General features: G+C 68.4%; 25 protein-coding genes. 14 read left to right on the forward strand and 11 right to left on the reverse strand.

Annotated features, from left to right (window positions below; genetic code table 11):
• Positions 1 to 92: 92 nt before the first annotated feature.
• From ACLARN_RS04595 to ACLARN_RS04610, 4 genes are all read right to left on the reverse strand, one after another.
• Positions 93 to 827, reverse strand: coding sequence for a DUF2637 domain-containing protein (locus ACLARN_RS04595; protein WP_409490023.1), 735 nt, complete (start codon positions 825 to 827; stop codon positions 93 to 95).
• Positions 828 to 1,961: 1,134 nt separating this feature from the next.
• Positions 1,962 to 2,624, reverse strand: a complete 663-nt coding sequence (locus ACLARN_RS04600) for a helix-turn-helix domain-containing protein (RefSeq protein WP_409490024.1) — start codon at positions 2,622 to 2,624, stop codon at positions 1,962 to 1,964.
• A gap of 79 nt (positions 2,625 to 2,703) precedes the next feature.
• Positions 2,704 to 4,110 carry a helix-turn-helix domain-containing protein gene (locus tag ACLARN_RS04605; protein ID WP_409490025.1) on the reverse strand — a complete coding sequence of 469 codons (1,407 nt, stop codon included), beginning with the start codon at positions 4,108 to 4,110 and terminating at the stop codon, positions 2,704 to 2,706.
• Positions 4,111 to 4,214: 104 nt separating this feature from the next.
• Entirely contained in the window at positions 4,215 to 5,165 is a 951-nt protein-coding gene (locus ACLARN_RS04610) for a M28 family metallopeptidase (protein ID WP_409490026.1), read from the reverse strand.
• Positions 5,166 to 5,316: 151 nt separating this feature from the next.
• Here ACLARN_RS04610 and ACLARN_RS04615 point away from each other — a divergent pair, with 151 nt between their 5' ends.
• Positions 5,317 to 6,150, forward strand: coding sequence for a trypsin-like serine peptidase (locus ACLARN_RS04615; protein ID WP_409490027.1), 834 nt, complete (start codon positions 5,317 to 5,319; stop codon positions 6,148 to 6,150).
• Positions 6,151 to 6,163: 13 nt separating this feature from the next.
• Positions 6,164 to 7,717 carry a M28 family peptidase gene (locus tag ACLARN_RS04620; RefSeq protein ID WP_409490028.1) on the forward strand — a complete coding sequence of 518 codons (1,554 nt, stop codon included), beginning with the start codon at positions 6,164 to 6,166 and terminating at the stop codon, positions 7,715 to 7,717.
• 1,034 nt (positions 7,718 to 8,751) lie between these two features.
• Here ACLARN_RS04620 and ACLARN_RS04625 read toward each other — a convergent pair.
• Together ACLARN_RS04625 and ACLARN_RS04630 are read right to left on the reverse strand one after the other, a co-directional pair.
• Positions 8,752 to 9,045, reverse strand: coding sequence for a hypothetical protein (locus tag ACLARN_RS04625; RefSeq protein ID WP_409490029.1), 294 nt, complete (start codon positions 9,043 to 9,045; stop codon positions 8,752 to 8,754).
• A gap of 32 nt (positions 9,046 to 9,077) precedes the next feature.
• Positions 9,078 to 9,344, reverse strand: coding sequence for a hypothetical protein (locus ACLARN_RS04630; RefSeq protein ID WP_409490030.1), 267 nt, complete (start codon positions 9,342 to 9,344; stop codon positions 9,078 to 9,080).
• A gap of 153 nt (positions 9,345 to 9,497) precedes the next feature.
• Between ACLARN_RS04630 and ACLARN_RS04635 the strand changes: the two genes are divergently transcribed.
• From ACLARN_RS04635 to ACLARN_RS04655, 5 genes are all read left to right on the forward strand, one after another.
• Positions 9,498 to 9,923, forward strand: a complete 426-nt coding sequence (locus ACLARN_RS04635) for an XRE family transcriptional regulator (RefSeq protein WP_409490031.1) — start codon at positions 9,498 to 9,500, stop codon at positions 9,921 to 9,923.
• Positions 9,924 to 9,925: 2 nt separating this feature from the next.
• Positions 9,926 to 10,408 (forward strand): ImmA/IrrE family metallo-endopeptidase, encoded by a 483-nt coding sequence (locus tag ACLARN_RS04640; RefSeq protein WP_409490032.1) that lies wholly within the window; start codon positions 9,926 to 9,928, stop codon positions 10,406 to 10,408.
• The gene (locus ACLARN_RS04645) at positions 10,405 to 11,487 is read left to right on the forward strand and encodes an MAB_1171c family putative transporter (RefSeq protein WP_409490033.1); all 1,083 of its coding nucleotides are present in this window, start codon (positions 10,405 to 10,407) and stop codon (positions 11,485 to 11,487) included. Before ACLARN_RS04640 ends, ACLARN_RS04645 begins: the two co-directional genes overlap by 4 nt.
• Positions 11,488 to 11,584: 97 nt before the next feature.
• A complete protein-coding gene (locus ACLARN_RS04650; RefSeq protein ID WP_409490034.1) occupies positions 11,585 to 12,358 on the forward strand; it encodes an endonuclease I family protein in 774 nt (257 codons plus the stop codon).
• Between the two features lie 110 nt (positions 12,359 to 12,468).
• The gene (locus ACLARN_RS04655) at positions 12,469 to 12,612 is read left to right on the forward strand and encodes a hypothetical protein (RefSeq protein ID WP_409490035.1); all 144 of its coding nucleotides are present in this window, start codon (positions 12,469 to 12,471) and stop codon (positions 12,610 to 12,612) included.
• Between the two features lie 141 nt (positions 12,613 to 12,753).
• On the opposite strand, the gene ACLARN_RS04660 is transcribed toward ACLARN_RS04655, so the two are convergent.
• A complete protein-coding gene (locus tag ACLARN_RS04660) occupies positions 12,754 to 15,060 on the reverse strand; it encodes a PQQ-dependent sugar dehydrogenase (RefSeq protein WP_409490036.1) in 2,307 nt (768 codons plus the stop codon).
• Positions 15,061 to 15,475: 415 nt separating this feature from the next.
• Between ACLARN_RS04660 and ACLARN_RS04665 the strand changes: the two genes are divergently transcribed.
• Genes ACLARN_RS04665 through ACLARN_RS04680 form a run of 4 tightly spaced genes read left to right on the forward strand, consistent with a single transcriptional unit; the run spans position 15,476 to position 20,221 of the window.
• On the forward strand, positions 15,476 to 16,459 hold the full coding sequence (locus tag ACLARN_RS04665; protein WP_409490037.1) for an ornithine cyclodeaminase: 984 nt from the start codon (positions 15,476 to 15,478) through the stop codon (positions 16,457 to 16,459).
• Positions 16,450 to 17,796: a Y4yA family PLP-dependent enzyme gene (locus ACLARN_RS04670; RefSeq protein ID WP_409490038.1), complete on the forward strand. Its 1,347-nt coding sequence runs from the start codon at positions 16,450 to 16,452 to the stop codon at positions 17,794 to 17,796. The genes ACLARN_RS04665 and ACLARN_RS04670 overlap by 10 nt, the downstream gene beginning before the upstream one ends.
• Entirely contained in the window at positions 17,793 to 18,851 is a 1,059-nt protein-coding gene (locus ACLARN_RS04675) for a PLP-dependent cysteine synthase family protein (RefSeq protein WP_409490039.1), read from the forward strand. The genes ACLARN_RS04670 and ACLARN_RS04675 overlap by 4 nt, the downstream gene beginning before the upstream one ends.
• Entirely contained in the window at positions 18,848 to 20,221 is a 1,374-nt protein-coding gene (locus ACLARN_RS04680) for an MATE family efflux transporter (RefSeq protein WP_409490040.1), read from the forward strand. Before ACLARN_RS04675 ends, ACLARN_RS04680 begins: the two co-directional genes overlap by 4 nt.
• Positions 20,222 to 20,270: 49 nt before the next feature.
• Here the strand turns inward: ACLARN_RS04680 and ACLARN_RS04685 are convergent, their stop codons facing one another.
• From ACLARN_RS04685 to ACLARN_RS04695, 3 genes are all read right to left on the reverse strand, one after another.
• Positions 20,271 to 21,230 carry a hypothetical protein gene (locus tag ACLARN_RS04685; protein WP_409490041.1) on the reverse strand — a complete coding sequence of 320 codons (960 nt, stop codon included), beginning with the start codon at positions 21,228 to 21,230 and terminating at the stop codon, positions 20,271 to 20,273.
• Between the two features lie 68 nt (positions 21,231 to 21,298).
• The gene (locus ACLARN_RS04690; protein ID WP_409490042.1) at positions 21,299 to 22,048 is read right to left on the reverse strand and encodes an ANTAR domain-containing protein; all 750 of its coding nucleotides are present in this window, start codon (positions 22,046 to 22,048) and stop codon (positions 21,299 to 21,301) included.
• Positions 22,049 to 22,217: 169 nt separating this feature from the next.
• On the reverse strand, positions 22,218 to 22,595 hold the full coding sequence (locus tag ACLARN_RS04695; RefSeq protein WP_409490043.1) for a VOC family protein: 378 nt from the start codon (positions 22,593 to 22,595) through the stop codon (positions 22,218 to 22,220).
• 98 nt (positions 22,596 to 22,693) lie between these two features.
• Between ACLARN_RS04695 and ACLARN_RS04700 the strand changes: the two genes are divergently transcribed.
• The 3 genes from ACLARN_RS04700 to ACLARN_RS04710 all read left to right on the forward strand — a co-directional run bounded on the left by ACLARN_RS04700 (position 22,694) and on the right by ACLARN_RS04710 (position 24,528).
• Complete coding sequence (locus ACLARN_RS04700) at positions 22,694 to 23,242, forward strand: hemerythrin domain-containing protein (protein WP_409490044.1); 549 nt, start codon at positions 22,694 to 22,696, stop codon at positions 23,240 to 23,242.
• A gap of 39 nt (positions 23,243 to 23,281) precedes the next feature.
• Positions 23,282 to 23,623: an STAS domain-containing protein gene (locus ACLARN_RS04705; protein WP_409490045.1), complete on the forward strand. Its 342-nt coding sequence runs from the start codon at positions 23,282 to 23,284 to the stop codon at positions 23,621 to 23,623.
• 119 nt (positions 23,624 to 23,742) lie between these two features.
• Positions 23,743 to 24,528: a SigB/SigF/SigG family RNA polymerase sigma factor gene (locus ACLARN_RS04710; protein ID WP_409490366.1), complete on the forward strand. Its 786-nt coding sequence runs from the start codon at positions 23,743 to 23,745 to the stop codon at positions 24,526 to 24,528.
• On the opposite strand, the gene ACLARN_RS04715 is transcribed toward ACLARN_RS04710, so the two are convergent.
• Entirely contained in the window at positions 24,525 to 24,920 is a 396-nt protein-coding gene (locus tag ACLARN_RS04715) for a DUF6292 family protein (protein WP_409490367.1), read from the reverse strand. The genes ACLARN_RS04710 and ACLARN_RS04715 overlap by 4 nt on opposite strands.
• Between the last annotated feature and the right edge of the window lie 13 nt (positions 24,921 to 24,933).

Genomic DNA, 24,933 nt, shown 5'->3' on the forward strand with positions numbered 1-24,933 from the left:
TCAGCGGCGCCTTCACTCAGGACTCGACTACAAGACACCCCACGAAGTCCACACCGAGTACCTGAAACACCACGTCGCAGCATGAGAAACCACTAAGCGACTGTCCGGAAGACGCGAGGCAGCTCAGTGTTTCGTGTGGCGGGGTGCGGTTCGGAGTTGGCTGGGGTTGTATGCGGGAGTGTGCCTTCTTTGCGCCATTTTCGGAGGATGCGGCGACCGTAGTTGTGGGTTCCGGCGATGCGGTCGAGTTCGGCGCCGGTGGGTGTTCGGCCTTGGGTGTGCTCGCGCTGGTAGTGGGTCCACATCAGTTGTTCGGCGGTGGGCCTAACCGGCTGGTCCGTCGGGTTTGGTGTAGTAGGCCGAAGGGTGACCGGAGTTGGGGCGAGGGGTTCGGATTCCTTGTGAATGCGGTCGGAGGGTGAGGGCATTGGTGGTTCGGTGCGGTGGCGTTTGAGTGCGCGGTTGAGCAGTTCGACGGCCAGCAGCAGAGCGAGCGGTGGGCAAGCGGCGACGGCGACGCCGAACGCGCTGGTCACGGGTGCCGAGGCGATGTTCGCGCAGAGTGACAGTGAGATGCCGAAGACTAACGCTGCCCAGGCCGGCCACCGGCTGGAGCCGTCGCGACTGGGTTTCCAGAGCTCGACGGTCGCGGTAGTGAGAAGGCCGTCGACGATGAGCGGCCAGATCGAGGCGGTCATCGTGTCGGCGCCGAAGCGGAGCGCGAACTGACGTCCATGGATGTAGGAGGCGTAGGCCGCGCCGAGCGCGACCAAGGCAGTACAGCCGCATTGAATCCAGAGGGCGAGGTCCCGGCGGACGCTGTTCATGACGCGTCGCCACCGCGGTCTCGGCGGAGCCGGTTGATCCTCAGTGTGGCGGAAAGTCGCAGCTCAGAGGGTTGAGATGATGCGTGGTTGCTGCCCGTACCTCGTCGGGGGTACTCGTAAGTAGTCGAAAGCGCTGATCATTTTGATCGGCGCTTTTTGCTATTTCTGTAGCCGATATGGCGTCGGTGATCCTTTCTCCTGCTTCCGCTATCGCTATCGCTATCGCTATCGCTATCGCTATCGCTATCGCTATCGCTATCGCTATCGCGGGCACTTGAGCTGCTGGCCGTTCAGCTTGCACGGTGAGCTGTGTTACCTCGAAGAGCGTCTGAAGCAGGGCTGCGGCGCCCTGGCCAAGTTGACCCGTAAGTAGGGGACAGCGTCCAGGAGGCTCAGGTCCGTTGGCGTGGGTGGTGCTGGAGTCTCGATGTCTCGCGCGTCCAGTTGAGCCACTTCGGCTTGAACAGTGTTCTTGTTTGCTGTCAGCTCGTTGTAGCTCTGCCTCAGCGCCTTGGCGGAGCAGGGCTTCCTGTTTGCGTTCGATGTCGGTGAGCTGTCGTTGTAGATGTTCTCTGTCTTCAGCGCGTGCTTGCGCGGCGCTGTCGTCCACAGTGGTCAGGTCTGCTTCCAGAATGGACGTACGGTCAGGTCCGAAGATCCGGTCGGCGAAGAAGCGTCCCGCTGCGTTCTTGCGGGGCCAGCACAGGTAGTACGTCGGCCGTCCCTTCCGGGAGTCCCCGATCATGCGTCGCCCGCAGCTATGGGTGACCTTGCCGCGGAACAGGTACGTGCGTTTGGTCTGCGGGTGTTGGTTGGTGGTCCCGTACTTCGAGGGTGTCGAGGACTTCGTACTCGGCGATGGACTGGTTGATGCGGCGCTCGAACGCGCGACGCGTGAGATGCCCTCGCAGATGACGACGTCGAATGTCCGAATGTTCCCTGGATCTTCCTTGAGCAGGTCGGTGACACCGCCCGCTCGCGGGATAGGAATGTCGAAGCGGTCGTAGTTCGCCCCGCGGCCTCGGTTGTCCAGGGCACGCGGCGGGCACACCCGCGCGAAAGTGCTCGCTCGACGGGGAATCAACTGCACGAGCCCGGCTTCACCGGCCCAACCACCGTCGGGGCGGCCGGAGTTCACCACGGCGCGGAGTCGCCCCTGTTTTCGTTGACGCTGGGGTCGGGATCCAGCAGCCGGAGCCTGCCGACTCGCAGCCCGGCCTGGAAGCGGGTCTGCGAGCGGAGCCCTTCGAGCAGTGCCCGGACCTGCCGCTGCACGGTGCGCTGGCCGATGCCGAGCTGGCGGGCGATCGACTTGTCGGTGAGGCCCGCGGCGAGCAGGATCATCAGCCGTGGGTCGCCGGGGCCCCGTCCGGATGAGTCCAGCGCGGCGAGCGGCACCGCGCCCTGCCACCACGTCTCGTACGCCGCGACCAGGGTGGCCACCAGGACAGGGCCGCGCACCAGCAGCACCTCGGACGACGGGCACGCGGTCAGCGGGAGCAGCGCCACGGCGCGGTCCACGATGACCATTTCGGACGGCAAATCGGCGACCACCCTGATCGTTTCGCCGCGTCTTGCCCGGCGCCGCAGTTCGGCCAGCCGGTCCGGGCAGCCAAGACTGCTCCGGTGCACGATGATCCGGCACGGCACGCTGGTGCCGTGGGTGGTGACGGTGAACCGCTTGCCGGAGCCGAGCAGCCAGATCTCCCTGCTGGCCGCGTGCAACATCCGCACCCAGCACTCCGTCGGGTGCCGGACCACCTGGACCGAGCCGTTCTCATCCATCGCGGGCCTCATGAGATGAAGGTGCGGACTATGTTCTGATCTGCACGGTAAGTCGCGCGCTGGTGCATCTCTTCGAATCGGGCTTCAACTGTCAAGTCGTGTCAACACGCGCGCGCTCGGCCCGGAGCAAGTCGTCGAACTCACGCACCTCCGCTAGCTCGCCCCACGTTCGCCACAGCCTGCCGCGCAGCCCGTGCAGCTCGGCGTTGATCAGCGTGGTGTCCAGTGCCACCGCCTCCGGCGCCGCGGCGGCGGCGATCTCCACGGCGGAATCCGGGACGCCGGAGCACGCGTAGGCGTCGGCCAGCCGCAGGGTGAGCAGTACCTCGCTCGGCCGCATCCGCGGCGACACGTTCGCCAGCGCCAGCTTGGCCGCGGTCAGCGCCGACCCGGCGGCACGCGCGTCGCCGCTGAGCGCCGCGATGTCCCGGAATCCGGCGGACACGCTCGATTCGACGAACGCGTGCCCCTTGCGCCCGCTGAGCCATGAGGGGTCGTCATCGGCGCGGTCCAGCAGGTTCCGAGCCGCGGAGACGTGCGCGGTCAGGCCTGCGAGGTCACCGGTCACCGCGCGGGCACGCAGCAGGTGGATCTCCGCGAGCACCTCGGCCCATAGCCTGCCTGCCCCGGCCGCGCGCAAGGCTTCGGCGTACCCGGCCGCGCACGGGCCGTCCCGTTCCAGCCTGGCCACCAGGCTCATCCGGCCGAGGCATTCGCACACCGCCGGGACGTTGCCCGCCGCGCGACCCCAGTCGACACCGCGGTCGAACCACAGCATGCCGAGCCCGCGCTGGCCGAGCTCGACCCGAAGCCAGCCGGCCAGGTGCGCGTACTGGGGGGCCAGGTACCGCAGGCCGGTCGCCGTCTTCCCGCCGGTATGCCCGGCCAGCCGGGTCAGCGCGCGCAGGCACCGTTCGGTGGAGGCGATCGTGCCCGCCGCCTTGGTCTCCACGTTGGCCTTGGTGAACGCGGCCAGCAGCACCGCGAAGCCGTGCACGACCTCGGCGCCCGCGCGGTGATGACCGGACGGTGCGCCGGCTCGCAGATGCGGGATCAGTGCGTCCTCCTCCAGCGCCGCCTGGCAGCCATCGGCGCCGTGCGCGGGACAGGTCACCCCGAACAGCGGCAGCCGGAGCCCGCGCAGACCTGCCAGCTCGGGGAAGCCGAGCCGCTCTCGCGGCGGGTCCGGCTCGGCCCCGCACGGCACCGGTGCCTCGAGTGGCGTGTCGTCCGGCGACCCGCTGCGGGCGGAGACCACCACCCGCCACAGCGCGCTCAGCTCTCCGTCGGCGCCGAGCACCTGGTCGGCGTGGCTGAGCAGCAGGGGCGGTGGCCAGCGCGCGCCGGACTCGATCTTGCTGATGAACGAATGGTGGTAGCCGAGCCGCCTGCCGAGCTGGTGCTGGCTCAGCCCGGCCGCCCGCCGCCAGTGGTGCAGGAGGGAGCCGATGTGGGCGCGCAGGGCGCAGGACGGGTCAGCATGCTCGGACATCGCCATGAATGCCTCCGTCGTCGCATCGTATTGGATGCGACGGAGGCGGGGCCAGGCGTGCGGAACCGTTGTGGTTAACCGTTTTCCCGCCCCTCGTCCCTAGCGGACCATCAAGGTGCGAACGGTGCAGCGGCGAGCGTCCATACGGCGTACGCGACCGCGTCGGTGTTGCGGTCCAGCGCGGTCGCGTGGATGTTGCCGGTCCGGTCGCAGGCACGGTGATAGCAGACGTCGTACGCGCGCCCGGCGGTGCCGCCCCATTTGTTCGCCTGCGCGGTGGTCTTGATCCCCTCCGCGCCGGTGAACGGGCCGCCGACGGCGATGCCGTAACGGGAGAAGGACGCGTGGTCGCCGCGCCCGCCCATGTCGATGTCCTCGGCAGGCACGCGGATCGAGGTGAAGTAGTCCTTCAGCGCCCGCTCGATGGCGACCGAGCCGGTGGGGTACCGGTCGCCGTCCAGCACGAAGTAGGCGGGGTTCGGCGAGCCGATCATGTCCACGTTGAGATAGGACTTGATCTTCGCGCGCTCGGTCTGCGGGAGTTTCTTCGTGTAGTGATCGGAGCCGATCAGCCACAGCTCCTCCGCACCCCACCAGGCGAAGCGCAGATGGCGGCGTGGCTGGAAGTTCTGCTTCGCCACGGTCAACGCGATCTCCAGCACGGCGCCGGAGCCGGACGCGTTGTCGTTGATGCCGGGCCCGGTGGTGACGCTGTCCAGGTGGCCGCCGACGAGCAGCACGTTGTCCTGGTCGCCGCCCGGCCAGTCCGCGATCACGTTCCAGCCAGTGGCGCCGTTGTACGTGAACGGCTGCAAGGTGGTGCGGAAGCCCGCCTCGTCCAGCTTCGCCCGCACGTAGTCGACCGAGGGGCGGTAGCCGGGACGGCCGTGCGCGCGGTTGCCGCCGTTCGCGTCCGCGATCCGCTGGAACTGCCCGAGGTGTGCCTGCACGGCGGCCAGGGAGATGTCCGGCGGCGCCGGCACCGCGTTCGAAAAGCCGCTGAGCAGGGTCATGGCTGTCAGCGCGAGCGCCGAAGTCAGCGCGGTCTTGGTGAACCTCATGGTTTCCTCCAGCAGGGATGCCCATGGAGTGTGCGGCGACCGCGCATCGTGACCGCCCGCACGGCGTAAATACGTCAGCTCGCCCGGTGTTGCGATGGAACGGAATACCTTGCCGTGGCACGATTCCCTGCCATCGAATGCGAGTTTTGTCATGAAAGCCACAAGAATCGTCCGCAGGGCACTCATCGTCGTTACAGGTCTGACCCTGCTTTCCCCGCCTGCCCTCGCCTCGGCGGACGAGCCCCTCCGTTACTGGACAACGGATCGGATGGCGGCCGCCGAGCCGGAGTCTTCGAGTTCCGCGCAGGTTCTCATAAGTGAGCCGGGAGTCGGCGCGGCACTGCCGCCGACCCCGTTGACCGCATCGCCACGGCCGTACACCGACCCTGGCGAACGTGCGCACGGAAAGGTGTTCTACACCAAGGGCGGGCGCAACACCTGGTGCTCGTCGGCCGTCGCGACCGCGCCGAACAAGAGTCTGGTGTGGACGGCGGCGCACTGTGTGTCCGGTGCGTCCAACGTGATTTTCGTACCCGCCTACAACTCCGCGGGCGGCAACGACGCGCCCTACGGCCGGTGGCCTGCCCGCCGGGTGCGGACCAGCGGCAACGACCACGCGGTGGTGGTGGTCGGACAGGTCGGCGGCCGGTCACTGGAGGAAGTGGTGGGTGCGAACGGGATCCGGTTCAACGGTCCGCTCGCGAACCGGACCACGATCTGGGGGTACCCCGGTGCCCGCCAGTGGACCGGACGTGACCTCACCTACTGCGACGTGCGTGCCCAGTCGTCCGGGTCGAGTGTCAGTACCTCCTGCGTGACCCAGCCGGGCAGCAGCGGTGGCGGATACGTGACCGGGGCCGCCACACCCGCCGGGCTCGGCTACCTGTGGGCCAACCACACCGCGGGCGACGGCGCGGGCCATGCCGTCGGCTCGGTGTTCGGCGCCACCGCGAAACAGCTCTACGACGCCAACTCTTCTCACTGATGGGAGAAAGACCATGAAACTCCGCAAGTTCTTCGTCCCGCTCGCCACCACCGCGGTCGCGGCCGCCGTCGTGGTCTCGGTCTCCGGGCAGGCGCAGGCCGTGCCCGCGTCCGCCGAGGCCGTGCCGCCGGACATCCCGGCCGCCAACGTGATGGCCCATCTGCAGGAGTTCCAGAACATCGCCGTCCGAAACGGCGGCAACCGCGCGCACGGCAGACCGGGCTATCGCGCGTCCGCGGACTACGTGAAGGCGAAGCTGGACGCCGCCGGATTCCAGACCACGTTGCAGCCGTTCAGCCACAACGGCGCCACCGGCTGGAACGTGATCGCGGACTGGCCGCGCGGCAACGCCAATGAGGTCGTCTTCCTCGGCGCACATCTGGACGGGGTGACCGCCGGCGCCGGGATCAACGACAACGCGTCCGGCTCGGCCGCCGCGCTGGAGACCGCGCTCGCGGTGTCCAGGGCCAACCTGCAGCCACAGAAGCGGCTTCGCTTCGGCTGGTGGGGCGCCGAGGAGCTTGGCCTCATCGGGTCCCGCTACTACACCACCAACCTGCCGTCCGCGGAGCGGGCCAAGATCAAGAGCTACCTGAACTTCGACATGGTCGGCGCCAAGAACACCACCACCTGGGGGGTGTACAACGACAACGCCAGCCTGCGCCAGATGTTCGAGACCTACTTCCGCGGCAAGGGAATCCCGACCAGGCCGATGAACATCGGCGGCCGTTCCGACCACGCCAGCTTCGCCAGGATCGGGATACCGGTGAGCGGGATCGCCAGCGGCAGCGACCCCTGCTACCACTCGGCGTGCGACAACATCAACAACGTCGGCTCGAACGTGATGGGGGTCAGCACGAACGCGGTCGCGTATGCCGCGTGGACGTTGTCCGGTGCCGCCAGCGAGAGCGCGGTGGAGGCGTCCATCGTCGGCGGCCGCACCGTGTCCGATGCCAAGCCGTGGGCGGCAGCGCTGCACCGCAACGGCAGGTTCACCTGCACCGCCGAGCACATCGCGCCGCAATGGGTGCTCACCGCCGCGCACTGCGTCGGTGGCTCCTCGGGCTACTCGGTGCGGATCGGCTCGCTCGACCGGTCCACCGGCGGCACGCTGGCCGACGTCACGCAGGTGATCCGGCATCCGAAGCACAGCGGGGCGAACGAGGACATCGCGCTGCTGAAGCTGGCGCGGTCGGTGGGGAACACCCACCCGACACTGGCCACTCCGCAGGACCTGAAGAATAGCCAGCAGGCGACGATCTACGGCTGGGGTTCGGAGAACGCCGACTGGAGCGGACCGCTGCCGCGGCGGCTCAAGTACGCCACCGGCAGGGTCAGCGACATCAGTTGTGCCAGCCGGACCGCGCCGCTGATCTGCACGCAGACCGAGGGCAGCGTGGCCGGTGGCGACTCGGGCGGGCCGGTGTTCGTGCGCGGTGCGGTCACCGGCGAGGAGGTCCTGGCCGGGGTCTGTTCGCTCGGCAGGCGACCGGCGGGTGATGGCTGGGCGGGCTACACCTCGGCCGCACGCAACCGCGACTGGATCCGCCAGCACACCGGAGTCTGATCCCAGGCCCCTGCCTTGCCCGCGTCCGCGACGCGGGCAAGGCAGCCTCGGCAGCAAACTTCCAATCCACTTAGGACGGTTTGGTTGCGCTATGACCCCCAGTCGTGCATCAGCTCCGATGTAATCCCCTGGCTGCCGGTGTTCGCCGGGCTTCTCCCCGAGTACGCAGCTCACATCAGCCAGGCGCTGAACGCACCGGACACGACTTTCCCGCCCGAGCCCACCCCAAGTTGATCCCCGGCAAGTGCGTGTACGGCAACTCGACGGCCCCAGGACTGCACAGGCTGCCCGACTCGGAGAAGAAACCCAACAGCGACGAAAAAGACAGGGCCTGCGCGTTGCCCGCCGGCTCGCCGACCTCTTCTTTGGTGAGGCCGGGCACTCCGGCCTTGGCGAGCCGGGTGCGGACCCCGGACACCAGGTGATCGGCCTTCTTGTACGTCCGGTGCGCCGGTACTGCTTCGAAGTGCAGGCGACCGACAGCCGGGTCATTTACACGAGCCCGCCCAGGTCGATCCGGGGAGCCGCTTGCCGCCCTTGAGGAGGTGACTCCGGGGGGCGTCCAGGGTGTCGTGAGTGGTTCTGATGGATCTGTATCTGCTTCCCCGCTCGGCTGTGCCGGGGGTGGCTTGAGCTTGATCGACGGAGGATTGGGGACGTCGAGTGTCCCCGATCCTCCGTTGATCAAGCTCCAAGACCGGCGCGACCTCGTGACGATGTAGGAATCTGGACGTTGAACGTCCCAATTCCCGCATCGTCTGAAGTACATGAAGCCCCTCTTCCTCCCCACTCGGCCCTTGCGGGCACTAGCGATGTCAAGCCCGGATTACCAAGAGCACCGCTGGCCAGCCAGCTCTGCGACTTTGCCGGGACCCTGGGCACTAGGCGCAAGGAAAGGGGCCTTCATGTACTTGGGGAAGGTGTGAAGGTCGCGTTTCCTCGGCTGAGCCGAGGGAAGGGGGCCTTCACGCGCGGCGCGGTGATTGCCGGAGCGGCGACCGGGTGGCCGGTCGCCGCTCCGGGCCGATCGCGATCTACGGTTTCGTGCAGTGGATCCCGGCTTCACCCCGGTACATCACGAAGCTGATCTTCACCGAGTAGAGGTGGATGGTCACGCACTGATCGGGCGTGTACCCGTAAACGGCCGCGTGGTCGTAGGCCTGCTGCAACGCCGTCCGTTTGGCCGACGCCGAGGTCTTCTCGACGGTCGTCCCGAGGAACGCACGGGTCTCCTGTGCGCTCGTCGCGGCACTCGCCACCGTCGGCGCGAGTGTCATGAGTCCGGCGAGGACCGCGGCCCCCGCGCCGCGGGCGATCATTCTGGTCATGTTCGTTTCCCTCCCTGGTTCTGGATGAGACGTCAGCGCTGGCAGTAGAGCCAGACGACCGCGCTGTAGTAGCTCGTGTGCGACCGGACGTCGCTGGCACGCACGTAGCACTGCGAGTCCAGCCAGCCCGTGTTGCGGGCGAAGGTGCGGGCGACCTTTTCCGCCGACGTGATGGCGGCCGACGGGCCCGGGCCGATGCCGCTGGCGTGGAACTCTCCGGTCTCCACCGCGAAAGCCGGCGACGCCGACATGGTCACCGCGGCCGCCGCCAGTGCCGCGGCGGTCAGGAACTTCTTCATGGGAACTCCCCCTCCAGGTCGTCAGCCAGCATTGACCGACTCCCATCAGTCATTCATCTCAGCTAACGTGGAAGACGTTAAGGGAGCGCCGTCACGGTTGTCAACTCATGTGAACAGACAGTCGAGATGCATTCATTTCAGCTAACGGAGGTGATGATGACCGAACCGCGGGCGACCACGCTCACCGACCGGATCGACCGCCTGTTCCAGGTGGTCCGGCGGCCCAACGGTGAGCAGCACAGTCACGAGGAGGTGGCGCGGGCCTGCCGGGAGAGCACCGGCGAGTCGTTCTCCGCGGTCTACCTCTGGCAACTGCGGACGGGCCGCCGGGACAACCCGACCAAACGGCACCTCGAAGCGCTCGCGGCGTTCTTCCAGGTGCCGCCCGCGTACTTCTTCGACGACGAACAGGGAAGGGCACTTGCCGAAGAGATCGAGTTGCTGGGAGCGTTGCGTAACAGCGCGGTGCGCGACCTGGCGTTGCGTGCGGTGACACTGTCCGAGGAGGGGCTCGGCACCGTGGCCGATATCGTCGAGGCGATCAAACGGCGCGAGGCCAAGCGTGATCAGGGGGAGTAGCCATGCTTGGCAGGAAGAGCGCGCTCTGGCTCAGATGTGAGCGCATCGCGTCCGCTGTGCGACTACCGGATCCGTTCGATGTCACCACGTTGTTCGGCGAGGTCGCGGCGATGCGGGGGCGGCCCATCGAACTGGTGGCGCTCGAGGCGCGGCCAGGAGCGCCGTGCGGTGTGCTCGCGGCCACCGAACGAGCGGACTACATCTTCTACACGCGAGACACGTCCCCGTTGCACCAGCGGCACATCCTGCTGCACGAACTCGGTCATCTGCTGTGCGGGCACGTCGAAGGCGATCTGCTGCCGGAGACGGTGGCCGCGATGGTCACGCCCTCCCTGTCGGTGGACCTGGTCCGCCGGGTCCTCGGCCGCACGACATACGCGCAGGAGCAAGAGAAAGAGGCCGAACTCGTCGCGTCGTTGCTCATGCGCCGCGCCGTGAGCACCGGTCCCGGATCCGATCGGCTGCGCCACGCCCTCGGTTCATGATCAGCTACCTGTCCGCGGGGCTGCTGGCGTTGATCGGCCTCGCCCGGCTGGTGGCGGTACGCGGCGGGCCGAGGCATCTGGTCACGTTCTTCCTCAGCATGGCGGCCGGTCTCGCCGTCTCCGCCGACGCCACGGTCCGGTTGCTCGGCGACGACCTGCTCCCGCGGCTGGTCACCAACGCGCTGCAACTGCTCGCGATGCGCGCGCTGGTGCAGTTGGTCCGCAGTACCCGGTCCCCGGAGAAGCCGACGGCGTTCTGGCCGATCCTGCTGTGCTGGGCCCTGATGATCCTGTGCTACCTGGACTTCGCCCCGCATCGGTTCGAGGTGGGCACATCCGGGTTCCAATGGCGCTCGAGTGTCGTGGTCTATCAGGTGAGCCTCGTGACGTACGGGGTCGCGTGCCTGGTGATGTTCACTTTCAGTCTGGCCCGCAGTGCCGCGGGCCGTCCACGGGGGACGTTCCGGACAGGACTGCGGATCCTCGTCTGCGCCGCCGTCATGACCATCGCGTGGGTGCTGTTCTCCGGGCTTCCCTCGCTGTGGCTGTCGATCACCGACCTCGCGGACCAGGACTTCCTGCCCCGCGCCCGTCTTGTCGGACTCTGCGCGATGGTGCTGTGGGTCGTCGGCGGACTGTTCACCACCTGGGACGGCGCTCTCCGGCTGGTGCGCGCGTGGCAAGGGATCCGGGCGGTGACACCGCTGTGGAAAGAACTCGTCGCCGCCCATCCGCAGATCGCCCTGCCCGTGCGCCACGACATCGAGTTCACGTTGTACCGCCGGGTGATCGAGATCCGCGACGGCCTGCTGGCGTTGCGGGCACACGTCCCGCCGCATCTCGGGGACTGGCTGCGCACCCCGGTCGACGAACCGACGCGCGCCGCCGCCGAACTCGCGGCGGCGCTGGTGATGCGTGAGGCAGGCCGTAGCTGGCCGCACCATCCGGCAGGGCCGGATGACGCGCACCCCAGCATGCGGGAGGAAAGTGCCTGGCTGAGTGCCGTGTCGTCCGCGTTCACGAACTCCCTTGTCGTGCGGGAAGTGCGGGAGCGCGCGGTGGCGGACGTCCGTCCATAGTGGACTGGAGACTTCTCGCAAGTGGCCTATTGACAGGTATGACAGTATTTTTCCAACTGCACGGCTAGTGCGTTGACTCTGGGGAGAGGACCGGATCATGCTCACAGCTCGCCGGACATCGTTCGTGGCCGCGCTCGGCGCCGCCGTCGGCCTGGTCTGCGCCGTACCCGCCGCGGCAGGCCCGGTCGATGACTACTACCAGGACGCGCTGGGCAAGACCGGTGCCGAGCTGAAAACCGCTCTGCACGGGATCATCAGCACCAACACCAAGCTGTCGTACGAGCAGGTGTGGGACGGAATCAAGGCCACTGACGAAGATCCCGCCAACCCGGCGAACGTGATCTTGCTTTACAGCGGTCGTTCGCAGGCGAAGTCGACGAACGGCGGCGGTACGGACGACTGGAACCGTGAGCATGTCTGGGCCAAGTCGCACGGTGACTTCGGCACCGCGATCGGGCCCGGCACCGACCTGCATCATCTCCGGGCCGAGGACGTGTCGGTGAACAGTACCCGGGGGAACAAGGACTTCGACGCCGGCGGTTCCCCGGTCGACGAGGCGCCCGGGAGCCTGACCGACGACGATTCGTTCGAACCGCGGGACGAGGTCAAGGGCGACGTGGCCCGCATGATCCTCTACATGGCCGTCCGGTACGACGGCGGTGAGGGGTATCCGGACCTCGAACCGAACGACGCCGTCGACAACGGCTCCAAACCCAACATCGGACGTCTCTCGGTCCTGTTGTCCTGGAACACCCAGGACCCGCCCGACGCCGGGGAGCAACGCCGTAACCAGGTCATCTACGACCAGTTCCAGCACAACCGCAACCCGTTCATCGACCACCCGGAATGGGCTGCCTCCATCTACGGCTAGGACGGTTTCGTCGTAGCCTCGCACGAAAACTCTGAATACGGCCCGTCACCGTGGCTCGGCCGTTAGTGTGAACGACCGATGTAGTCGTCACTCTTGAGGAGTAGCAGGCCATGATCGCCGAGAGCGCGCACCAGCAGGGGGATTCCTTCCCGAAGGAGGCGACGCCGATTTTCGACCTGGTCACGATGATGGTCTCGCGGACGCGGCAGGAGGACGAGCGCGACCTCGAAACCGGCCTCGTGACCTCGGCCTAGGTGAGACCGCGACGTCGCTCGGTCACCGGCGCCCTGGTCGCTTGCAGTACATGAAGGCCCCCTTACTTGCGCTAGGCGCAAATAAGGGGGCCTTCGCGCGCTGCCGTTACGGACACTCGGCTCAGCGTCCACAAAGGACTGTCAGCAGGGGTTCAACAGCCAGCAGAGCCGGTAGTTCGCCCGGTAGGTCGTGGACGTGCCCGGCGCGACGATGTTCTGCGTCCGCGCGCCGCCGTGCGCCCAGCTGGTGAAGGCGTGCTTCAGGTTGAGCGGTGGCAGGTTCTGCGGGCTGTCCGCGCTGATCGAGTTGGTGGAGCCGGCGATCACCGTCCGGGAGAACGGGGTGCGCTGCTGGGTCCCGCCGACGGTGAGCATCGCCTGATTGGGACTGGAGGTGAAGTCCAGTGACACCGTTTTCGGCTGTAGGTCGACGGTTTTGGTGCCGGTGCGGCCGCTCGAGTCGGTCGCGGTGAGGGTCAGTTGCAGGTACGACGGGTAGTCGTGGTCCGGTGCGACGAACGAGCCGGACGCGACGCCGGGGAAGTCCTGGACGTTGTGCGTATGGCAGGTGCCGTTGGTCGCGCAGTGCCGGATCGCGAGCCGCCACGACAGCGCCGACGCCGGGAGTTGCCCGTCCTGGGCGTCGACCGCGCGCCCGGAGAACGGCACGGTCTGGCCGACCGACCACGTCAGCGTGCCGGTCGGGGTGTCGATGACCGGTACCGGATCGAGGCCAACCGGGTTCCCGACGGTCACCCGAACCGTCGTGGTCGCGCTCACGCCGTGGGAGTCCGTCACCCGCAGTCCGGCGTCGACGGCGGCGACCGCCGTGTAGGTCCAGGTGGGGCGGGAGACCGACGAGTCGTCGTACGCGCCGTCGGCGTCGAGGTCCCAGGCGTAGGTCAGGGTGTCCCCGGCGTCCGGGTCGGTGGAGCCGGTGCCGTCGAACTGGACTGACAGGGGTGCGGGGCCGCTCGACGGGGTCGCCGTGGCCACCGCGACCGGCGGCCGGTTGGTGCCGCTGGGGTGGCTCACGCGATGGAGTTCACCGCTGCCCAATGCGACGTAGAACAGGTCGCCGCCCGGGCCGGTGAGTACCTGCACCGGAACGTTGACGCCGGTCACGAAGGGCACCAGACGGCTCGGGCTCGGCTGGCCGGCGACGGTCTGCATGGCCCAGATGCATCCTCGCGAGGAGTCGGAGAAGAACAGCGCGCCGGAGTATTCGGCGGGGTAGTTGCTCCCGGACTCGAAGGTGATGCCGCTGATCGAAGAGCCGCCGGTGGGGCACGCGTCGCCCGCCACGACCTTGGCGTTGTGGTTGTAGGCGTAGTACGGCGCGGACTGCCCGCCCGAGGTGTACAGGGATTCGCACGTGTTGAGGTTCGCGCCGTCGTAACCGGCCTGCCGGGCACCGCCCTCGAAGCAGGGCCAGCCGAAGTTCTCGGCCGCACTGTCACCGACGTCGGCGACGCGGTTGATCTCCTCCCAGGTGTCCCAGCCGACGTCGCCCGCCCACAGCTCGCGGGTGCCCGGCCGGAAGTCGAACCGGAACTGGTTCCGTCCGCCGTAGGCGATCACGCGCCGGGCGTTGGCGTCGGTGCTGTTCGCGAACGGGTTGCCGGGCGCGCCTTCGCCGGTGTCGGGGTCGAGGCGCAGCAGTGCGCCGTTGAGCAGCACCGGTTCCCCGGCGGCACGTCGCGGTGACTGCGAACGCAGCGCGCCGCCTTCGGCCGTCGGCGGGGTGAGGTTCGTCCCGGCGAGGGAGGGCGGGTCGGCGCAGGGGTTCCCGACCTGGCCGTAGTCGGCGAAGGTGAAGCTGGCGCCGTCGCCGCCGCCCGCGTAAAGGGCGCCGTCCGGCCCGAAGGTGAGTGCGCCGATCGAGTGGCTGGGGTACTGCTGGCACCAGCCCGTGACCAGCGGTTTCTCGCTGACGGCCGTACCGGCCGAGCCCATCGTCAGCTGGGAGACGCGGCCGGTGACGACACAGCCCTTGTCGGTGGCGCCTGGCGGGGTCGGGCAGGTGTCACCCCACCGTGGCGGGGTGCCGCCGGGCACCGCGTCGAGCGTGTAGGACACGTAGACGTACGGCCTGGCAGGAAAGGCGGGGTCGACGGCCAGCCCGAGCAGACCGCGATCCCAGAAGTCCTGTGTCTGCGGGCGCAGATCGGCGAAGACCGTCGGGGTGGTGTCGGAGAGTGAGTCGAAGACCTTGACCAGGCCGCTCTTCTCCGCGATGAACACGCGGCCGTCCGGTGCGAACGCGGCGGTCGTCGGCGAGCTGAGCCCGCCGATCGCCACTGTGTCGGTGAAACCGGCGGGCACCGCGGCCTGGGCGGGCGCCGCGGTGACGAGCGCGACCGCGAGGGCGCCGACGAGCGGCGCGATCACGCCCACCGCCAACGTGCGTCGTGATCTTCGAGGGAACAGCGAACGACGAGAACCCATCACACGAACTCCTCCTGCGCAGGGACCGGAAAGAACGCGATAGCTCTCGGTATGGCGCCAGGAAGCCGAAAGTTGTTACGGCTCTGAGGGAAAATGCGCACAAAACGCTAAAGACACGCCGAAGGAGACGCGCTGGCGGCGGCTTGGGGGATCCCCGCCAGGAGGTGACGCCCCTCACAGTTGATGATAAAGACTATCATTTTCATTAAGCTGCGGCCGTGCTTTTCCTTCATCGGCGCCTGCTCGCCACTTCGCTCATCGCCATCTCCGCCGCCCTCGTGGGCTGGGGCGCACCGGGCACGGCGGGACGTCCTTCGGGCCCGAGGATGTCGCCGCGAACTTCGATTTCCCGCGTACCGCGCGGATGACCGGTCCGGACACCGTCCACCACCCTGTCCACAAGAAAGGTCGACCGATGAACACCGGCCCCTCGCTGCACATCCTCACGCGAACGGATTTGCAGAACCTCGAACTCGCCCCGGACGAGGCGATCACCATGGTCGAAGACGGCTACCTGGCCTATGCGTCGGGAGCGTCGCGTAACCCGGCGAAACTGATGGTGCCGATGCCGGATCCCGCGCGGGACGCCGTCGCGTACTCGATGCTCGGCTACGACGGCTCGCTCGAGCAGGCCGCGTTCAAGACGAGCTACCGGCAGGGCAGCACGTCGGCCGAGAAGTACTACACGACGATCACCCTCTACGACGACAGCACCGGCCTGCCGTTCGCGCTCATGGACTGCCACCGCGTCGGCGCCACCCGCACGCCCGCCAGCACCGCGCTGATCGCGCGCACCTGTGCCCGGCCGGGCGCGCGCACCGCGCTCATGGTCGGCACCGGCGCGCAGGGGATCCGGACGCTGCCGTACCTCCTCACCGCCTTGCCGGGCCTCGAACGGCTGCGGCTGTTCGGCACGCATCCCGACGGCCTCCGCGACAGCGTCGCCGCGCTCAAGGACCGGTTCCCGGACCGCGAGGTCGAACTCGTGGACGACGTCGAGGCCGCGGCGCGCGAGGCCGACATCGTGGTCGCCGCGTCGGGCCGGGCCGCGCACCCGAAGATCCGTCTCGGCTGGCTGCCGCCGGGCGGGCTGCTGATCTCCGTGGCCAGCAAGGGAGTCCAGGAAGGCACCCTCGCCGAAGCCGACTACACCGTGGCCACCAACGGCGCGCAGGTCGAGGTGACCGGGCAGCGGATGGCGGGCCCGGACGGCGTCTTCCGCATCGACGCCGAACTGCCCGACATCCTCGCCGGCCGCGCGCCGGGTCGTCGCAGTGACGAAGACCGGGTGTTCGCCTTCAGTAGCGGCATGATCATCACCGACATCCCGGTGGCGCACGCGCTGGCCGCCCGCGCCATCGCGGCGGGCCGCGGCCGCGAGGTGGCCCTGTGGACCTGATCGACACCCTGTCCCCGCCCCTGCCCGCGCTCGAACGCCCTTGGGCACACCGGTTGCGTGACTCGGAGACGCTCTGGGAGATCGCCCGCGGTGTCGGTGGCGGCCCGTTCCACGTGATCCATCCCGCGTCCTTCGCCGAAAACCTCGACGCGATGGTCGCGGCGCTCGCCGCCGAACGCGTCGAGGGCACCGTTTACTACGGCAAGAAGGCGAACAAGGCGTCGGCGTGGCTGCGGGAATGCACCCGTCCCGGCACCGGGGTCGACGTCGCGAGTGTGCCCGAACTGGTGCACGCCCTCGGAAACGGCCTGCGCGGCGAGTCGATCGGGGTGACCGGCGCCGCCAAACCGGACGGCTTGCTCTGGCTCGCCCTGCGGCATCGCTGTCTCATCGCGGTGGACGCGGCCGACGAACTGGAACGCGTCACGCGGCTGGCCACGGAGATCGGGGAAACCGCCGAGGTGCTGCTGCGGGTGCGTCCGCCGTCGGCGCCGGGCAGCCGGTTCGGCTTCGCCTCCGACGCGCTGACAGCGGCCGTGCGGCAGTGTTCGGGCCCGGTCGTGTTGCGGGGGTTCTCGTTCCACCTGGACGGTTACGACCCGGTGGCGAGGGCGGAACTCGCCGCGTATCTGATCGATCTCTGCCGGGACGCCCGCGCGCTCGGGCATCCCGCGTCCAAGATCAGCATCGGCGGCGGGATCGCTGTGTCCTATGTGGACGCCGAGGATTGGGCGCGGTTCGAGTCCGGCAGGCACGACGGCTGGTTCCACAGTGGACGGAACCCGGCGCGGACCTATCCGTATCACCAATCGCCGACGGGCGCGGCCATGGTCACCGCCATCCTCCGGCACGAGATCGCCGGGAAACCGCTGGCGGAGCTCCTGCGCGCGTCCGGGATCGAGCTGCTGCTCGAACCGGGCCGGGCGCTGGTCGACGGCGCCGGATTCTCGGTGTTCCCGGTGGTGGGCTGCAAACCCGCCGAAGACCACCTGATCACCACGGTCGCGGGTCTGTCCATGAGCCTGTCGGAACAGTGGAAGGGCAGCGAATTCCTGCCCGACCCGGTCCTCGTCCGCCAGGACGGTCCGGGCGGCGCGCCGGTGCGCACCATCGTCGGGGGTTCCAGCTGCATGGAGTACGACGTGCTGACCTGGCGCGCGGTGGAACTGCCCGCGCGGCCGAAGACCGGCGATCTGCTCGTATACCCCAACACGGCCGGCTATCAGATGGACAAGAACGAGAGCGGTTTCCACCAGCTTCCCTTGCCGCCCAAGGTCGTGCTCGACGGCGACCGCTGGCATCTCGACACCGAACACCCGATGCAGGAGATCCGATGACGATCGTCCAGCGCGCGTCCGATCTGATCGGGAACACGCCGCTGCTGGAGCTCGCGTGCACCGGTACCGGGACGCGCCTGCTGCTCAAGCTCGACCACCTCAACCCGACCGGCTCCTGCAAGGTACGCATGGCCCGGCAGATGATCGACGAGGCGGAACTCGACGGCCGTCTGCGGCCCGGCGGGCATATCGTCGAGCCCACCTCCGGCAACACCGGGAACGGGCTCGCGCTGATCGCGCTGGAGCGCGGCTACCGGTTCACCGCCGTGGTCGATCATCACGCCGCCCGGGAGAAACTCCGGATGCTGCGGGCGCTGGGCGCGGAACTGGTGTTCGTCGACGGCCCGCCGGACGGCGGGGTTAGCTCGGTTCAGCGGAGGCAGATCGCGGCCCGTATCGCCGCCGAAACCGGTGCCTACCATCCCGACCAGCACAACCATCCCGGCAACGGCAACGGATATGCCGGGCTGGCGCGGGAACTGGTGCGGCAACTCGGCGACGTCGACGTGCTCGTCGCGGCGATCGGCACCGGTGGTTCCCTGTGCGGGACGGCCCGCGCCTTGCGCGCGGCGGGAGCGGAGACCCACGCGGTGGCGGTCGAACCCGTCGGCTCGATCATCTTCGGTGGCGCGCCGGGGATCTATCACCAGACCGGGGCGGGCAGCCCGGCAGGTTTCCCGGTGGGGGACAACGTGGACCGGTCCGTGATCGGCGAAGCCCACCGTGTGTCCGACAGCGACGCCTTCGCGGGCGCCCGCGTCGTCGCGCGGCGCACCGGCGTGCTGGTCGGCGGGACCACCGGCGGCGCGATCCACGTCGCGCTCCGGCGGCTTTACTCCTACCGTGCCGGGAGCACTGTCGTGGTGCTGTGCAACGACTCCGGGGAGAAGTATCTCGACTCGGTCTACGACGACGAGTGGCTGCGTGCCAGGGGAGTGCTCGACGAATTGGCCCACCGCCGGATGGACCGCTGGTTCACCACGTACGCCGAGTCCGTGCGGGTGGCCACGCGTGACAGGCGGGCTCGGTCGGCGCCGGTGGCGGTGAGCGCGTGAGCACGGAGGTGAAGGCGCCGGTGGCGACGCGCGGATACCGGGCGCTCGTCGCGCTGGCGGCGCCGATCGCGGGAATCCAGCTGGCGCAGGTGGCGCTCACCAGTGTCGACCTGGCGATGCTCGGGCTGCTCGGCGTGACCGCGGTGGCGGCGGGCGGACTGGCGATCCTGCTGTACAACCAGATCCGCACCATGTGCGTCGGAATGGTCACCGGCGTCGGGAACCTCGTGGCGACGGCGGCCGGGGCGGGTGAACTCCGCACCGGCACGGACGAACTCGACGATCGGGCCAGGGACGAGATCCGGTCGCTCCTGCGATCGGCGCTGCTCGTCGCGACCCTGACCGCGGCGATCGGCGCGGCCGTCCTTTGTGGACTCGCGGCCGCTTTGCCGTTGCTCGGCCAGAAGCCGGAGATCGTCTCGCTCGCCAGAGCGATGATGTTCGCGCTGGCCGGCGGGTTGTTTCCCATGGTGTGGCTGAACGTGTTGCGCCAGTTCGCCGTCGGGCTGCGGCGTCCGGGTTCCCTCCTCGCGGTGACGTGCGTGTCGATCGCGGTCAACGCCGCCCTCAACGGCGCCTTCATCTACGGCTGGGCGGGCCTGCCCGAACTGGGTGTCACCGGGATCGGCCTGGCGACGACGCTGGTCCAGTTCTTCACCCTCGCCGTGTTCGCTTCGGCCGTCCGCCGGGACCCGCGGCTGCGCCCCATGGTGTCGCTCGCGCTGTGGCGCGCCGATCCGGCGGTGGTCCGGCACATCGTCCGGCACGGGACGCCGATCTGTTTCACCTACGGATCGGAAGCCGCGATCACCTCGATCGCGACGGTGCTGATGGGGGCTTTCGGCCCGGCGATGCTCGCCGCGTCGAACGTCGCGAACCAGCTCGCCTACATCGTCTACCAGGTCAACATCGGGCTGTCGCAGGGATCGTCCATTTTGGTCAGCCGCGCGGTGGCCCACGGTGAACGACAGCAGACGTCGGCGATCGCGCGCCAGGCACTCACTCTTTCGTGGAGTTTCATGGCGGTGGTGAGCCTGGCATACCTGGTGGTGCCTCAGGTCCTGTTGTGGCCCTTCCTGCACGGCGAGGCGGACGCGGTGGTGCTCGGCACCGCGTCGACCCTGCTGCTGTTCGCCATCGCGCAGCAGTACAGCAAGGGAACCCAGAACATCCTCGTCGGCCTGCTGCGCGGGCTCGGCGACACCGCTTCCGGACTCCGCTGCACCCTCATCGGGTACTGGGTGGTCGGAGTGCCCGCCATGGTGCTGTGCGCCTACGTCTTCGCTTGGGGAGGCTGGGGTGTCTGGGCGGGTCTGTGCCTCGGTTTCGCGGCGACCGCGGTCCTGCTCGGGCGGCGTTTAGCCCTCTAGTTGCGGCGCGATCACGCGAGATCGCCTGACGGAGGGTGCAAGGCAAGGACTACGGGGCTGGTTCGGCTCGGTAACGGTCGATCCGGTCCAGCAGGTCGCGGGAGCCGGAATCGGTCGCGTTTTCGCGCAGTAGGTCCGCCAGCGGGGCGAGCCGGTCCTTGGGCCGGGTGGAACCCAGGTCGTGCGCCAGGTCCACCGCCTCGGTGCCGGTGCGCACCGCCTCGTCGAAATCGCCTTGGAGCGCGTGGTTCTGCGCGAGCATGATCAGGGTGAGCACCAGGCTGCGGGACATTTCCGTGCCGTAGCGGCCGGTGGCCTCACGAAGCCGGTCGATCGCCTCGTCACTGTGCCGCGGGGCGACCACCTGTGCCAGTTCGGTCAGGACGGTACCCCGCATCGCGGTCATGTCCGTGGTACCGAAGAAGGCTTCCCAAGGGCGTGCGGCGGCCCAGGTGTCCGCGGCTTCGAACTGGGTCTCCGCCCGCACCAGACTCGCGAGGGCGGCCCGCTCGTCACCCGCTTTGGCCAGCGCCCACGCCTCGTTGACGGTGAGGATCGCCTGTGCCCGCCGGGAACCGGACCGGTGCGCGGCGGCCTGTCCCCGGCGGAGATGGGCCAGACCGCCCTCGACGTCGTGATGGTGCAGGGCGAGCCTGGCGAGGCGATAGCAGATGTTGGCCACGAGACTGTCGTTCCCCGCCTCGGCGGCGAGTTCGAGCGCGCGGCCGAACCTGATCCGCGCCGGTGCCCGGCGGCCGATGTCGAATTCCGTCCAGCCCAGCAGATTGTGCAGATCGGCGAGCACGGTCAGCAGACGCGAACGGAGCGCGGCGGGGACCGCGCCCCAATGGAGCAGGAGACTGACCGTTTTCACGACGTGCACCGCGTCCCGGCTGAAGGCCCCGCCTTGCCGGTAGTCCAGCGCCCGCAGGACGTCGACCGCTGTTTCCAGCCGTTCCACGTCTGCGGTGTCGATGCGGTCCTGTTTGGCTCTTCCGGTCGTTGTCATGAACTCACCTCGCGTAAGTCATGCCCCGGTCACCGGCTACCCGGAGTTGATCCTTCCGAAACCGGTTGTCACATGGTTCGAGGCGCCGCGTCGCTTTCGCCGGCGATGATCCCCTCGACGAAGCGGGCGGCGACGTCGTGGAGTTTCGTGTTGCTGTGCTGCGATTCGGTGACCAGCCGTTCGAAGGCGTCGTCGGCCGAGATCCGGTGGACGGCCATGAGGATGCCCTTCGCCTGCTCGATCACCCCTCGCGTTCGCATGGCTTCCTTGAGTTGCGAGGTGAGCGAGCGCGCGTCGCGGTAGCGCTGATCGCTGCGCAGCCCGAAGGTGACGACCGAGGTGTACAGGTTCAGGAGGTGCGCGTCACTGTCGCGGAATCCGTGGTCGCCGAAGCCGAAGAGATTCAGCGCGCCGCTGAGCCGGTCGTCGACGTGCAAGGGCGCGGCGAGGTAGCTGCCCACCCCCAGCTCCCGTGCCGAAGCGGTGAAGTTCGGCCACATCCGCTGGGCGGGGCCGACCGACAGGCGGACGATCTTCCCGCTGCGGGCCGCTTGCAGACAGGGTCCGTCGCCCTCGTCGTACTGGATCCGGTCGATCGCGGCGGCGCGTTCGTCGGTGAAGGCGACGGTCTCCGCCGTCCCGGAATCGATAGCGGTGATACTGGCCATGTCCGCCCCCGGCACGACACGCACGGCTTCCGCGCATACGGTCGCCAGGATCTCCCCGTCGTGGGTATCTGTTTCGAACGTGCGCGTCAGTTCCGCCATGGCGGCGGCCAGCTCGTCCAGCTGCCCGTTCCGCGGGGCCTCTTCGGTCATCGTGGTCCGCTCCGTTCCCTGCGCCGGTTTGAGCGGGCCGGCCACCGGCGGTCGTCCCGCGACGAACCGCTCGGGCTCAACGGATCGCGTCGAGCTTAGCGGCTGGAAGGCGAGGACAGAACCGGCCGTTGTCCAGGACTACCCCGGGGAGTCCGATGTGGACGGTGCGTCACGGGTCGACTCGTTTGCGGAGAAGGCAGAACACGTTTCCTTCGGGGTCCGCGAGCACGTGCCACGACTCCGTCCCGGTCTGGCCGACGTCGGCGGGCCGCGCGCCGGCGGCGAGCAGGCGCTCCAGTTCCGCGTCCTGATCACGATCGGTGGGGTTCACGTCCAGGTGCAGGGGCAGTTTTCCGGGCTTCGGGTCGTCGCTGCGGCTCAGGATCAGGGTGGGCTGCGGGCCGCCGAAGCCGGTTCCGGGCGGGCCGATCTCGATGTCGTCGTCCTCTTTGCCGAGTTCGACGTATCCGAGCACCTCGCACCAGAACGTCGCCATCCGGACGGGATCGGCGCAGTCGAGGACGAGTTCGGTGATCCGGCAGGCCATGCGGCGAGGATAACCGGTTCTCCCGAATCCGGGAGGAGTGAACCGGCCGGGCGTGGGTATCCCCTGGCGAAGAGCGATCCCGAACCGAGGAGGCGACCGTGACCGGCGATGTCGTGGATTTGATCATGCAGGACCACCGCGAGGTGGAGCGGCTGTTCGACGAACTCGAGAAGCATCCGGAGAAACGGCGACTGCTCGTTCCGGTGCTTTCGTCGCTGCTCACGGCGCACAGCCGGGCCGAGGAGGCCCAGGTGTACCCGGCCGCGAAAAGCGAGGCGTCCGAAGACGAAGACGTCGCGCACGGCCAGAAGGAGCACGCCGAAGCCGAGCAACTGCTCGCGAAGCTGAACAACGCCGATCCTGCCTCGAAGCATTTCGAAAAGGTGCTTTCCGACCTCGTCGAGGCCGTCACCCATCACGTCAAGGAAGAGGAGTCCACGATCCTGCCGAAGATGCGGCGGGAACTCGACGAGCCGCGGCGACGCGAGCTGGGTGACGCGTTCGTGGCCAGCCGGACCCTGCACCTCGGCGACAGGCCCGGCGAAGCCACCAGGGAAGAGCTGCTGACCCAGGCTCGCAACGCGGGTGTGGCGGGTACGTCGAAGATGGACAAGGCGGAGATCACCAAGCAGGTTCTCAAGTCGTGAGCGGTTGCGGTCCGGGCCGAGGACTCCTACCTTCGTTGAATGGCGTTCAACACCGAAATCGGGCAACCTGCTCCACTTGCCGTGATCGAGGCGGGGCGCTCCCACGATGCCGTCACCATCGAAGTGGTCGGAGATATCGACATCTCGACCAGTCCTCGGCTCCTGACGGAGACCCGCGCGCTGCTGGCGGGCTGGGCGGGCGTCGCGGTGATCGACATGACCGGTGTCGGCTTTTGTGATTCTTCAGGTTTGTCGGTGCTGGTCCAGCTGAACCGGTCTTGTACGGAGTCGGGTATCGAGCTGCGCATCACGCCCTCGAAGGTCTTGCACCGGGCCATCGAACTCACCGGCCTGCTGTCGACGCTGAAGATCACCGAGTAGGGATCCGGCCTCCCCGTCGATGTTTGCCGTCCCGGACCCCCGGGTATCCGCGATAGGACGACGGGAGTGGAGGCATGTCTGCGGTGAGCACTGCATCCCTGGTGAAGGATCAGGGCGTCGTGCCCGCCCCTCGGGGCGGAAGGACGCGGCGGACTGACGACTATTCGCACTGCCGTCCCCTCTTCGACGAGCTGGCCGCCTTGCCCGCCGATCATCCGGACCGGCGACCTGTGCGCGAACGCCTGATCCTCGAACTCCTGCCGATCGCCGAGCACATCGCGGTCCGGTTCAGTGGCCGAGGCCAGCCGAGGGAAGATCTGATCCAGGTGGCCCGCATCGGGCTGATTAAGGCCGTGGACCGGTTCGACCCCGGCCAGGGCGCGGATTTCGTGGCTTACGCGGTGCCGACGGTCATGGGCGAAGTGCGTCGCTTCTTTCGCGACACCGGCTGGGCGGTGCACGTCCCGCGCGGGATGCAGGAGCTGCGGGCCCGGCTTTCGCGGGGAACCACGGAACTCACGCAGATCCTTGGTCGCGCCCCGACTCCGAGTGAACTCGCCGGTCACCTGGACGTGGCCGTCGACACCGTCCGAGAGGGTCTGCTCGCCGCGAACAGCTACCAGACGTCGTCCCTCGACCGGTCGGTCAACGACGGGGAGGGCTCGGCTCCCTTGGCGGACGTGGTGGGGGAGCTGGATGCCCGCTTCGAGCGCATCGAGGACCGCCACACCGTGGTCCCGTTGCTGAAACGGCTGCCGGAACGGGAGCGGGCGATCGTCACGATGCGGTTCTTCGACGGCCTGACCCAGTCGCAGATCGCCGAACGGGTCGGCCTTTCCCAGATGCACGTCTCCCGGCTGCTCACGAAGATCCTGCACGACCTGCGTGGGCGGCTCGACGCTTAAGCCGTTTGTTCGACCCGGTACGAGGCCGATCCACCCGCGAAGTCCGGCGGAGTGAGCTGTCCGGCGCGGTCGTCGTTCTCACGCAAGGCCGTGACGAAGCGCGCGACCCGAGCCGGTGGCGGGGTCGCGGTTTCCCCGCCGAGATAACGGAGGACGATGAGGTCCTCGCCGGAGTGGGTCTCGATCGCCGCGGCCCAGCCGTGGACTTCGTCCCACAGCAGGGCGACGTCACGCCCGGGGTGACGGGGGAGCCGCTCGTCAAGGGCGACGTAGGCCGAGACCGGGCTGTCGTGGTCGACGGTGCAGGATTCGAGGCCGACCCCGAGGGCGGCGGTGACTTCGGCGAGATAGCCCCACACGTCGTCGAGGGGGCGGGTGCGGTGGGCAGGCATGACGAGTGTCGCG

The organism is Amycolatopsis sp. cmx-11-12, assembly GCF_046269425.1.
Classification (GTDB): domain Bacteria; phylum Actinomycetota; class Actinomycetes; order Mycobacteriales; family Pseudonocardiaceae; genus Amycolatopsis.